Raw genomic sequence first — 12,044 nt, forward strand, 5'->3', positions numbered from 1 at the left:
CCTCATCGACTTCTACACTTCTACAGTCGCTGCTTCCGACGGTATTGCAAGCGGCGCGACCGGATCTCACGAGGATCGGCGACGATCATCGCCAGTTTCCGAAATGCGCCGGCGGGGCGGATGATCCAGGGATATCCAGAGAAGAGACAGCGGGATCTGCTACCGAGTGGTGCGATCATTGCTCGGCGCAGCGCTGCTGATCTCCAGAACGAGCTTTCTGCGAATGGCGACCGAATAGTCGGCGGGCGAAGCGGGCGCGATGACGAATGATCCTGCCCCGCCGATGACATTCTCCCTGAAGTAGCCGGGAAGGTCGGTGATAACGCCGGGCTCGGTTCGCTCCACTGCGATTGCGTTGATGATGTAACCCTTGGCAACCGCTCGCCGGCGGCTTTCCGTCACCGGCAACCCGTCATTGTTGGTTCCATTCGAGGAGACATCGATAATGTTCTTTCTTGCAGTTCCCGGAAACCTGTCGAGCAATTGGCCGCTTACGTCGATCGCGAAGGAAAGAGACGTTCTTCCGCGAGAGCTGCGCCCTTGACCCGTGTCGCCCGCCCTGTCGGTGGTTGAGGCCGCAGCTGCAGCTTGCCCACTGTCGCATATTGTCGTCCACGGCAGCACCGTCTGGAGGCGTCCAACGCTCGACTATTGGATGTAAGTGATGGCAATACATCCGACCAGGCCGCCGGCGATGGCGTACGCCACCTCTTTCGAACGGAGTGCGTCGACATGCCCCTGTCGCTGCAGAGTCGCATGTTCGATGTTTATTGAGGCGGACTTGTCGACCGCAAAGACGAACGCCGCGTCGACATCGTTTGCCCAGGCCTTCGCGCCAGGGAAGGGTACAATGGCGGCAAGCAAGCAAACGCCGGAAACGAGGCTGCGGAGGCTCCGCAGCGTTGCATGAGACATGGGGCGTTTCCTCGTTCCCCGCTTAAGGCGCGTCGCGTTTGAACCGATTCATGCGACGCGCTTGAAGTCTTTGTTTTTGTGCATGCTGTTGGTCCAAAACCGCCGCACACCTTTGGGTCAAGCCCAGGGGCACGCTTTTGGGCGATATGCACCAGCCGCGAGATTCTAGATGAACCCGACATTCTCGCTTCTCCAGGCAAGCACCGTCATCGTCCATTTGAATGACAGGGCACAGCGCCGTACGGATCGCTGGCTCAACGCTTCCCCTAAGCCAGCCCCCTTGCCATACCTGCCCATTTCGTGGACAAGCCGTGCGGATAATGCGGAATCCGGGCCGATCACGGCCATTTTCCGCGCTGAGACGCGGCTTCCGGCCCTTTTTGCCGACGCGCCGCAATCGGATAGGCGAAATAATGTCTGCGATCGAAGCCGGCGCGCGCGCGCCGGAAAATCTTTGGCGTCGGGAAATCAAGGCGACGCTGGCGCTCGCCTGGCCGATGGTGCTCACCAATCTCGGCCAGACCGCGATGACCGCCACCGATGTCATGATGATGGGGCGGCTGGGTCCGGACACGCTGGCCAGCGGCGCGCTCGGCGCCAACCTCTATTTCATGCCGCTGATCTTCGGGCTCGGCCTGATGTTGGCGACCTCGCCGATGATCGCCACGGAACTCGGCCGCCGTCGCCACTCCGTGCGCGATCTGCGCCGCACCGTGCGGCAGGGCCTGTGGCTGGCGATCCTCATCTCAATCCCGATCTGGATATTTCTCTGGTACGGCGAGGCCGTGTTGCTGGCCATGGGCCAGGAACCGGCGCTGGCGCATCAGGCCGGTATCTACCTGCGCTGGCTCGAATGGGCGGTGCTGCCGTTCTATGGCTATATCGTCCTGCGCTCGTTCATCTCGGCGCTGGAGCGGCCTGGTTGGGCGCTGGTCATCGTCTTCGTTGCCGTCGCCTGCAATGTGTTTTTCAACTGGGTGTTCATGTTCGGCAATCTCGGCGCCCCTTCGATGGGCATCGCCGGCTCCGGCCTCGCCACCACGCTGTCCAGCGTGCTGATGTTCGCCGGCATGGCGGCGGTGGTGATGCTTGAGCCGAAGTTTCGCCGCTACCAACTGTTCGGGCGGTTCTGGCGGGCCGACTGGCCGCGCTTCAAGGGCCTGCTGCGGCTCGGCCTGCCGATCGCCGGCCTGCTTGCCTTCGAGGTGACGATCTTCAACGCGGCGGCCCTCCTCATGGGGCTGATCGACGCCGCCTCGCTCGCGGCGCATGCCATCGCCATCCAGATCGCTTCGATCAGCTTCATGGTGCCGCTTGGCCTCAACCAGGCGGCGACGGTGCGCGTCGGGCTCGCCCATGGCGCCGGCAATCCGGAAGGGGTTTCCCGTGCCGGCTGGACCGCTTTTGTCATCGGCGTCTCATTCATGGCGCTGATGGGGCTGGTGATGATCCTGTGGCCGCAATTGCTGATCAGCGCCTTCATCGATCTCGCCGACCCGGCCAATGCCACTGTGATCGGGCTTGCCGTGTCGTTCCTGGCCTTTGCCGCGCTGTTCCAGATTTTCGATGGCGCCCAGGCCGTGGCCGCCGGCATGCTGCGCGGCCTGCACGACACCCAGGTGCCGATGATCTATGCCGCGATCGGCTATTGGGGCATCGGCCTGCCGCTCGGCGTCCTGCTCGCCTTCCATTCCGGGCTCGACGGCGTCGGCATCTGGATCGGCCTGTCGTTGGGGCTGGCGGTGGTGGCGGCGCTGCTCCTGGCGCGCTGGCTGGGGGGGGGGGGGGGGGCGCCCCCCCCCGGCGGGGGGGGGGGTTTTGGGGGGGGGGGGGGCGCCCCGGGGGGGGGGGGGGGGGGGGCCCGCGGCCCCCCCCGCCGCTCTACTTTGGGCATTGATGAAAGCGGCTTCGTCACGAGCAGGACGGGGTCGTGACGTCTATGGATATTTCGTCTGATTTGCACGCGCGGCCTGTGGGCTTAAGTCACTGTGCAACTCCTTTGGCAGTGGAAGGCTTGAGCACCGCAAGTGCACCGCGCGGGCGAACAATTTTCGTTGCTTCTGCTGGTGCTCCTTGATGGCTGCTGCGAGCCCTAATCCGTACGGGCCAAGAAAGACGCCGGTTCCCCAGCCCGGCTGCTTTTTTTCGCGAGCGTCGTAGTCCGAAGCCTCCATGCGGGCTTGCTGGCATTCCGGCGACGCCCATTTCCGGTCTTGCTTCGAAAGCGACGCTCCATAGTCGACCGGAGAGGTCGCGCACCCGGCTACTGTCGCGGCCAACGCGACGAACATTGCAATTCTCATCCCCAAGCCCTTGATAAGCATTGTGAGAGTACACAGAACTCTTCTTCCAACAAGGAGATAGCTCCGAAGAAGCGAAGAAGGTGTCCGAACGCCAAGCGCAGAGGCGGCTTGCTAGTTTGAAGTCGCCCGTCGTTCAAGCGAACGTGCATATTGCGTCAGCGGGAAGCACACGACGAAGAAGATCAAGGCGACCAGCCCATAGACGGTGAACGGCTCGAAGGTCGCATTGTTGATGGCGTTGGATGTCCTGACCAGTTCCTCGAAACCGATGATCGAGGTCAGCGCGGTCGACTTGATCAGCTGCACCAGGAAACCGACGGTCGGGGCGCGGGTGATCGAAAACGCCTGCGGCAGGATGATCAGCCTGAGTTCCTGCAGATAGTGAAGGCCGAGGCTGGCGCCGGCGTCCCACTGGCCGCGCGGCAGCGCATCGACGCCGCCGCGCCAGATCTCGGCGAGATAGGCGCTGGCGAAGAAGGTCAGGCCAAGCGCTGCAGCGGTCCACGGCTCGATGCGCAAGCCCAGCATCGGCAGGCCGAAGAACATCAGGAAGAGCTGCATGAGCAGCGGCGTGCCCTGGAAAAGCGCAATGTAGCCCGAGGCCAGCCGCCGCGCCCATTTATTTTTGGCGATCCGGAAGAACAGCACGACCATGCCGACCACGCCGCCGCCGACGAAGGCCGCCAGTGACAGAAGCACCGTCCAGCGCGCGGCGAGCAGAAGGTTGCGGACAATATCCCAGAAGGTAAATTCGATCATGACACGCCGGCTCCCAGAGCCCGGCGGCCGCCGCTGACCAGCAGCCGGCGCAGCCCCATCGACAGGACGAGATAGACCATCGTCACCACGAAATAGGTCTCGAAAGCACGGAAGGTGCGCGCCTGCAGCATGTCGGCCTCGTAGGTCAGTTCGCGCACCGCGATCTGCGACACCACGGCGGACTCCAGCATCATGATGATGATCTGGCTGGTCAGCGCCGGAAAGATCACCTTGAGCGCTTGCGGCAGCACGATCTTGACGAAGACCTGACGCAGCCTGAGCCCAAGCGCAAGGGCTGCTTCCGTCTGCCCGCGCGGCACCGCGTCGAGCCCGGCGCCGACGATCTCGATCGTGTAGGCCGCCATGTTGAGCGTCATTGCCAGCATGGCGGCCAGCAGCGGATCGAGCCTCACGCCGATGCTGGGCAACCCGAAGAAGATGAAGAACAGCTGCACAAGGAACGGCGTGTTCCTGATAATTTCGACATAGACGCCGATTGCCCGCTTGAGCAGCAAGGGGCCGTTTCGTCGCCCTGCTGCGCCGAGGATGCTGAGGAACGTTCCCGCGAGCGTGGTCACGGCGATCAAAAGGATCGTCATGGCCGCCCCGCGCGCGATCGCACCTGTCGCATCGGCAAGCCAGCCGAAGTCGAGGCTGTAGCCCATGATAGGTCCTTACCCCGGAGATCAATCCTTGAGGTTGTCGGGATTGAGCGGTGTTTTGAGCCAGGCTTTCGAGCTTTCGTCCAGCTTGCCGTCGGCCAGCATCTTGGCGACCGCGTCGTTGACCGCCTGCTTCAGGCGGTCCTCGTTCTTGTTGAGGCCGATATGCGAGGGCGAGGTGAGAAGCTGGAACTTCTGCTCCGGCTTCAGTGCCTCCTGGCGGGCGAGCACCTGGGCGCCGACATCGTTGCCGACGACCATCAGTTGGGTCTGACCCGAGATGAAGGCCTGGATGACGGAATTATAGTTGTCGAAACGGCGGATGTCGGCCGAGGCGGGTGCTGCCTCGGTCAGTGACGTATCTTCCAGCGTGCCGCGGTTGACGGCGATCGACTTGTCGGCGAGATCGTCCTTGCCTTCGACCTTGAGCGCGGCCGGGCCGATGACGGCGATATAATAGGGCGCGTAGGCGGCGGCGAAATCGATCACCTGCTCGCGCTCCTTGGAGTAGCCGACGCTCATCAGGATATCGACGCGCTTGTCGGTAAGATACGGGATGCGGTTCTGCCCGGTCACGCTGACCAAATTGAGCTTGACCTTGAGCTGGTCGGCGATGAACTGCGCCACGTCGATGTCATAGCCCTTGATGCTCATATCGGCACTGGCCGAGGAGAAGGGCGGAAAGTCGGAGAAAATGCCGACATTGATCGCGCCGGCCTTAGTGATGTCGTCGAGCGCGTCGGCATTGGCGGCCTGGGTGGCAAGACCGAGGCCGGCGAGCATCAGCACGGCGGCGATGGATGATTTCATGTGAAGTGCCATTGTCGTTCCCCTGCTGGAAGCTTGTTTTGTTTGAATGCGGCCGCCGGCTCCAGCGCGGCGCTCGCCTTGGAAGTTCTTGCCTGATGCGTCAGGCTCGCTTGCCTGAGAGCGCCGGGCTGAACACCATCAGGCTGAGGATCTCGAACAGCACCTGCGCGCCGGCATGGGCGGTGTTGGTGGTCGCGTCATACTGCGGCGCCACCTCGACGACGTCGCCGCCGACGATGTTGAGGCCCTTCAGGCCGCGCAAGAGTTCAAGCACTTCCCGCGTCGTCAGCCCGCCGACTTCCGGCGTGCCGGTGCCGGGCGCGAAGGCCGGGTCGATGCTGTCGATGTCGAAGGATACATAGGTCGGGCCGTCGCCAACGATCTGGCGCGCCTTCGCGATGATGGCTGGGATGCCGAGGCCGGTAACCTCTTCGGCATGCACGACGGTCATCCCGGATTCGTAGGTGAACTCCCACAGATATTCGGCCGAGCCGCGGATGCCGATCTGGATGGTGCGCGACGGGTCCAGCACCCCGTCCAGCACCGCGTTGCGGAACGGCCCGCCATGGTGGAACTTGGTCATGTCGAACAGGCCGCTGGTGTCGCAATGGGCGTCGATGTGGACCATGCCGACCGGCGCCTTTTTGCCGACAGCCCTCAGGATCGGGTGGCTGATCGAGTGATCGCCGCCGACCGAAAGCGGAATGACGCCGGCGTCGACGATCTGGTTCGTCCGGCGCTCGATGTCGTCATGGCTGGTCTCCAGCCGGTAGCGGCTCTGGAACGGCACGTCGCCGATGTCGGCCACCTTCAGTTCGTGTGTCGGCGCGCATTCCAGCACGTGGTTGTAGGGACCGATGCGCTCGATTGCGCGCAGTGCCCTTGGCCCGAAGCGGGCGCCCGGCCGGTTGGTCACGCCAAGGTCCATCGGCACGCCGATCATCGCCACCTGCAGATCGCCGAAATCAGGATTGTCGGCGGCTATTTCCCGGTAAGGCGCGCTGAGGAAGGTCGGGATGCCGGAATAGGGCGCCAGCCGCGTGCCGCTCTTGGAAAAAATCTTGTCGGCGACGCGGCGGAATTTTGGGTCGAACATCTCGCCGCCATGGCTTTCGCCGTATTTGCGGCGCAACGCCTCGAGCTTGCCGCGATCATAACCCATGTCGGTCCTCCATGGCTGGTGCAGAGCGGCCATCAATGACGGTCGCGCCGGCTGCCTGCGGATTTCACGTCTTGATGCTGTACGCGCCAAAGTGTCTTGCAGCTGCATTGAAAAATCAATTGATATTGTTAGGGTCTTTGCTGTGAGAAAATCTCACATTAATTTCGAGCACGATCTTATCCGAAAACGGGGTCCCACTTCTGGGGATCGTGCTCCTTTGAGGCTCCGATGGCCAAGCGTCTGCCTCCCCTGAATCCATTGCGGGCCTTCGAGGCGACGGCGCGCCATGCCTCGCTGACCAAGGCGGCGGCTGAGCTCAACGTCACCCACGGCGCCGTCAGCCATCAGATCAAGGCGCTCGAACAGTCGCTGGGCGTCAAGCTGTTCGAGCGCGCCGGTCAGCGGGTGAAGCTGACGCCGCACGGCGCCGAATTGCTGCCGGCGGTGTCGACCGCCTTCGACGGCATCGCCGCCGCCACGCAGCGCATGACAAGGCCGGCGAGCACCGGCGCCCTGTCGGTCTCCTGCGTGCCGGCACTGCTGCTGCTGTGGATGATCCCGCGGCTCGGCAGCTTCACCTCGCAGTATCCCGATATCAGGCTGACGCTGATCCCGTCGAATGATGCCAAGGACGTCCGCGCACCGCATATCGATATCTGCGTGCATTATGGCGATGGCAGCTGGACCGATTGCTGGATGCGCAAATGGTCGGGCCTCGAACTGTTCCCGGTGGTCAGCCCGACGCTGATCAACAACCGTCCGATCCGCACCGTGCGCGACCTTGCCGATCACGTCTTCCTGCACGGCGACGACGGCCGCGAATGGCACACCTGGCTGGCCGCCGCCGATGCGCTGGATCTGGAGCGCGGCCGCCGCCACCATCTCGGCGACGCGCGCATGGCGAGCGAGGCTGCGGTCCACGGCCATGGCGTGGCGCTGGGCGATACGGTGACGGCAAGCGGACTGCTTGCCAGGGGACTGCTGGTCGCGCCGTTCAGCCTGTCGGTGCCGGCGGTCGACGATTTCTACGTCGTCTGCCGCAACGAGATGAGGTCGGCACCGATCGTGCAGCTGTTCATCGACTGGCTGTTTGCCGAAAAGGAGCAGGCCGACGGCCGCGCCGATGCGCCGGTGGCGGGCCGCATCGGCATCCGCAGGAAGCGTCCGGCGCTGAGGGTGATCGGCGCCAAGACCGCGCCCTGAAGTTGCTGCAGCCGACGCAGCGCGCTTGCCGCAGCTTTTTCTTTTTGTCGGGCCAACCGGCAAAGCGGGAGGCGCATTCAAAAATACAATGCTAAGAGGCATTTGGAGCAATTCCCGGAATAGTGCGCAGCGGCTTTCCCGGGAAAAGCGCTAAACAAAGGCTAGGGCGAGCAGCGAAGGCGGCATCGAGACATGACCAAGACCGATATAGCGCGGCGCGTCTACAACCACACCTGGAAGCTCGACCCGATTGTCCGCAGCCTGCTCGACACCGATTTCTACAAGCTGCTGATGCTGCAGATGATCTGGGGCATGTATCCCAGGATCGACACCACCTTCTCGCTGATCAACCGCACCACCTCGGTTCGCCTTGCCGAGGAGATCGACGAAGCAGAACTGCGCGATCAGCTCGACCATGCCCGCACCTTGCGCTTCTCCAAGAAAGAGATGATCTGGCTTGGCGGCAACACCTTCTATGGCCGCAAGCAGATATTTGAACCGGAATTCCTCGCCTGGCTCGAGAATTTCCAGTTGCCGGAATACGAGCTTTTCAAGCGCGATGGCCAGTACGAGCTCACCTTCAGCGGTCCGTGGATGTACACGACGCTGTGGGAGATTCCGGCGCTGGCAATTATCAATGAACTTCGCTCTCGCGCCGCCATGCGGGCGTTCGGGCCCTTTGCGCTCGACGTGCTCTATGCTCGCGCCAAGGCTAAGATGTGGGCCAAGACCGAACGGCTGAAAGCGCTGCCGGATATCCGCATTTCGGATTTCGGTACCCGCCGCCGCCATTCCTTCCTGTGGCAGCGCTGGTGCGTCGAAGCGCTCAAGGAAGGCATCGGCGAGGCGTTCACCGGCACCTCCAACGTGCTTTTGGCCATGGACAACGACCTCGAGGCGCTCGGCACCAACGCGCATGAACTGCCGATGGTGTTCGCCGCGCTCGCCAATTCGGAAAAGGAAATGAAGCAGTCGCCCTACAAGGTGCTGCAGGACTGGCAGCGCTACTATGGCGGCAATCTGCTGATCGTGCTGCCGGACACCTTCGGCACCGCGGCGTTCCTGCGTGACGCGCCGGACTGGATCGCCGACTGGACCGGTTTTCGCCCCGACAGCGCGCCGCCGATCGAAGGCGGCGAGAAGATCCTTTCCTGGTGGCGCGGAAAGGGCAAGGACCCCAGACAGAAGCTGCTGATTTTCTCCGACGGGCTCGAGGTCGAGACCATCGAGGAAACCTACCGCCATTTCCACGGCAAGGTGCGCATGTCCTTCGGCTGGGGCACCAACCTGACCAATGATTTCGAGGGCTGCGCGCCGACCAAAACCAACCGGCTCGACGCCATCTCGCTGGTCTGCAAGGTCACCGAGGCCAATGGCCACCCGGCGGTCAAGCTCTCCGACAATCCCGCCAAGGCCACCGGCGACGAAAAAGAGATCGAGCGCTATTTGCGCATATTTGGCGAGAAAGACCGCGTGGAGCAGCTGGTCAAGGTGTGAGGGTGAGGGAACTCTTGGATAATTCGAGTTCCTTCGCGCCCCCCTCTGTCCTGCCGGACATCTCCCCCACGAGGGGGGAGATTGGCCGTCATCTACACCTTCGCCAATCTCCAACGTCGCATGGAAGGCGCCGACCGAGCGAACTGCCGATCTCCCCCCAAGTGGGGGAGATGTCAAGTTTTGGCAAAGAGGGCAGGACAGAGGGGGGCGCGAAGGAACTCGAATTATCCAAGAGTTCCCTCACCCTCACACCTTGACCAGCTGCTCCACGCGGTCTTTCTCGCCAAATATGCGCAAATAGCGCTCGATCTCTTTTTCGTCGCCGGTGGCCTTGGCGGGATTGTCGGAGAGCTTGACCGCCGGGTGGCCATTGGCCTCGGTGACCTTGCAGACCAGCGAGATGGCGTCGAGCCGGTTGGTTTTGGTCGGCGCGCAGCCCTCGAAATCATTGGTCAGGTTGGTGCCCCAGCCGAAGGACATGCGCACCTTGCCGTGGAAATGGCGGTAGGTTTCCTCGATGGTCTCGACCTCGAGCCCGTCGGAGAAAATCAGCAGCTTCTGTCTGGGGTCCTTGCCCTTTCCGCGCCACCAGGAAAGGATCTTCTCGCCGCCTTCGATCGGCGGCGCGCTGTCGGGGCGAAAACCGGTCCAGTCGGCGATCCAGTCCGGCGCGTCACGCAGGAACGCCGCGGTGCCGAAGGTGTCCGGCAGCACGATCAGCAGATTGCCGCCATAGTAGCGCTGCCAGTCCTGCAGCACCTTGTAGGGCGACTGCTTCATTTCCTTTTCCGAATTGGCGAGCGCGGCGAACACCATCGGCAGTTCATGCGCGTTGGTGCCGAGCGCCTCGAGGTCGTTGTCCATGGCCAAAAGCACGTTGGAGGTGCCGGTGAACGCCTCGCCGATGCCTTCCTTGAGCGCTTCGACGCACCAGCGCTGCCACAGGAAGGAATGGCGGCGGCGGGTACCGAAATCCGAAATGCGGATATCCGGCAGCGCTTTCAGCCGTTCGGTCTTGGCCCACATCTTAGCCTTGGCGCGAGCATAGAGCACGTCGAGCGCAAAGGGCCCGAACGCCCGCATGGCGGCGCGAGAGCGAAGTTCATTGATAATTGCCAGCGCCGGAATCTCCCACAGCGTCGTGTACATCCACGGACCGCTGAAGGTGAGCTCGTACTGGCCATCGCGCTTGAAAAGCTCGTATTCCGGCAACTGGAAATTCTCGAGCCAGGCGAGGAATTCCGGTTCAAATATCTGCTTGCGGCCATAGAAGGTGTTGCCGCCAAGCCAGATCATCTCTTTCTTGGAGAAGCGCAAGGTGCGGGCATGGTCGAGCTGATCGCGCAGTTCTGCTTCGTCGATCTCCTCGGCAAGGCGAACCGAGGTGGTGCGGTTGATCAGCGAGAAGGTGGTGTCGATCCTGGGATACATGCCCCAGATCATCTGCAGCATCAGCAGCTTGTAGAAATCGGTGTCGAGCAGGCTGCGGACAATCGGGTCGAGCTTCCAGGTGTGGTTGTAGACGCGCCGCGCTATATCGGTCTTGGTCATGTCTCGATGCCGCCTTCGCTGCTCGCCCTAGCCTTTGTTTAGCGCTTTTCCCGGGAAAGCCGCTGCGCACTATTCCGGGAATTGCTCCAAATGCCTCTTAGCATTGTATTTTTGAATGCGCCTCCCGCTTTGCCGGTTGGCCCGACAAAAAGAAAAAGCTGCGGCAAGCGCGCTGCGTCGGCTGCAGCAACTTCAGGGCGCGGTCTTGGCGCCGATCACCCTCAGCGCCGGACGCTTCCTGCGGATGCCGATGCGGCCCGCCACCGGCGCATCGGCGCGGCCGTCGGCCTGCTCCTTTTCGGCAAACAGCCAGTCGATGAACAGCTGCACGATCGGTGCCGACCTCATCTCGTTGCGGCAGACGACGTAGAAATCGTCGACCGCCGGCACCGACAGGCTGAACGGCGCGACCAGCAGTCCCCTGGCAAGCAGTCCGCTTGCCGTCACCGTATCGCCCAGCGCCACGCCATGGCCGTGGACCGCAGCCTCGCTCGCCATGCGCGCGTCGCCGAGATGGTGGCGGCGGCCGCGCTCCAGATCCAGCGCATCGGCGGCGGCCAGCCAGGTGTGCCATTCGCGGCCGTCGTCGCCGTGCAGGAAGACGTGATCGGCAAGGTCGCGCACGGTGCGGATCGGACGGTTGTTGATCAGCGTCGGGCTGACCACCGGGAACAGTTCGAGGCCCGACCATTTGCGCATCCAGCAATCGGTCCAGCTGCCATCGCCATAATGCACGCAGATATCGATATGCGGTGCGCGGACGTCCTTGGCATCATTCGACGGGATCAGCGTCAGCCTGATATCGGGATACTGCGAGGTGAAGCTGCCGAGCCGCGGGATCATCCACAGCAGCAGCAGTGCCGGCACGCAGGAGACCGACAGGGCGCCGGTGCTCGCCGGCCTTGTCATGCGCTGCGTGGCGGCGGCGATGCCGTCGAAGGCGGTCGACACCGCCGGCAGCAATTCGGCGCCGTGCGGCGTCAGCTTCACCCGCTGACCGGCGCGCTCGAACAGCTTGACGCCCAGCGACTGTTCGAGCGCCTTGATCTGATGGCTGACGGCGCCGTGGGTGACGTTGAGCTCAGCCGCCGCCTTGGTCAGCGAGGCATGGCGCGCCGTCGCCTCGAAGGCCCGCAATGGATTCAGGGGAGGCAGACGCTTGGCCATCGGAGCCTCAAAGGA

General features: G+C 63.0%; 10 protein-coding genes and 1 pseudogene. 3 read left to right on the forward strand and 8 right to left on the reverse strand.

Features of this window, described 5'->3' with window-relative positions; genetic code table 11:
• Positions 1-159 precede the first annotated feature (159 nt).
• Positions 160-915, reverse strand: a pseudogene (locus AC0L15_RS16865) (DUF1194 domain-containing protein).
• Between the two features lie 413 nt (positions 916-1,328).
• Here AC0L15_RS16865 and AC0L15_RS16870 point away from each other — a divergent pair.
• Complete coding sequence (locus AC0L15_RS16870; protein ID WP_473496619.1) at positions 1,329-2,849, forward strand: MATE family efflux transporter; 1,521 nt, start codon at positions 1,329-1,331, stop codon at positions 2,847-2,849.
• 3 nt (positions 2,850-2,852) lie between these two features.
• Here the strand turns inward: AC0L15_RS16870 and AC0L15_RS16875 are convergent, their stop codons facing one another.
• The 5 genes from AC0L15_RS16875 to speB form a co-directional block, all read right to left on the reverse strand.
• Positions 2,853-3,218: a hypothetical protein gene (locus AC0L15_RS16875; RefSeq protein WP_287246970.1), complete on the reverse strand. Its 366-nt coding sequence runs from the start codon at positions 3,216-3,218 to the stop codon at positions 2,853-2,855.
• 111 nt (positions 3,219-3,329) lie between these two features.
• Positions 3,330-3,977 carry an amino acid ABC transporter permease gene (locus tag AC0L15_RS16880; protein ID WP_473496620.1) on the reverse strand — a complete coding sequence of 216 codons (648 nt, stop codon included), beginning with the start codon at positions 3,975-3,977 and terminating at the stop codon, positions 3,330-3,332.
• A complete protein-coding gene (locus tag AC0L15_RS16885) occupies positions 3,974-4,642 on the reverse strand; it encodes an amino acid ABC transporter permease (protein ID WP_023801531.1) in 669 nt (222 codons plus the stop codon). The genes AC0L15_RS16880 and AC0L15_RS16885 overlap by 4 nt, the downstream gene beginning before the upstream one ends.
• Positions 4,643-4,663: 21 nt before the next feature.
• A complete protein-coding gene (locus AC0L15_RS16890; protein ID WP_027152164.1) occupies positions 4,664-5,461 on the reverse strand; it encodes a transporter substrate-binding domain-containing protein in 798 nt (265 codons plus the stop codon).
• Positions 5,462-5,549: 88 nt separating this feature from the next.
• The gene (gene speB / locus AC0L15_RS16895; protein ID WP_287246858.1) at positions 5,550-6,611 is read right to left on the reverse strand and encodes an agmatinase; all 1,062 of its coding nucleotides are present in this window, start codon (positions 6,609-6,611) and stop codon (positions 5,550-5,552) included.
• A 228-nt stretch (positions 6,612-6,839) separates the two neighbouring features.
• On the opposite strand from speB, the gene gcvA (AC0L15_RS16900) reads away from it, so the two are divergent.
• Together gcvA (AC0L15_RS16900) and pncB (AC0L15_RS16905) are read left to right on the forward strand one after the other, a co-directional pair.
• Complete coding sequence (gene gcvA, locus AC0L15_RS16900; RefSeq protein WP_091596313.1) at positions 6,840-7,814, forward strand: transcriptional regulator GcvA; 975 nt, start codon at positions 6,840-6,842, stop codon at positions 7,812-7,814.
• Between the two features lie 192 nt (positions 7,815-8,006).
• Positions 8,007-9,311 carry a nicotinate phosphoribosyltransferase gene (gene pncB / locus AC0L15_RS16905; RefSeq protein ID WP_287246857.1) on the forward strand — a complete coding sequence of 435 codons (1,305 nt, stop codon included), beginning with the start codon at positions 8,007-8,009 and terminating at the stop codon, positions 9,309-9,311.
• 246 nt (positions 9,312-9,557) lie between these two features.
• Here the strand turns inward: pncB (AC0L15_RS16905) and pncB (AC0L15_RS16910) are convergent, their stop codons facing one another.
• Positions 9,558-10,862: a nicotinate phosphoribosyltransferase gene (pncB, locus tag AC0L15_RS16910; RefSeq protein ID WP_287246857.1), complete on the reverse strand. Its 1,305-nt coding sequence runs from the start codon at positions 10,860-10,862 to the stop codon at positions 9,558-9,560.
• Between the two features lie 192 nt (positions 10,863-11,054).
• Positions 11,055-12,029 carry a transcriptional regulator GcvA gene (gcvA, locus tag AC0L15_RS16915; protein WP_091596313.1) on the reverse strand — a complete coding sequence of 325 codons (975 nt, stop codon included), beginning with the start codon at positions 12,027-12,029 and terminating at the stop codon, positions 11,055-11,057.
• Positions 12,030-12,044 lie beyond the last annotated feature (15 nt).

It is taken from the genome of Mesorhizobium sp. WSM4846 (assembly GCF_055811415.1).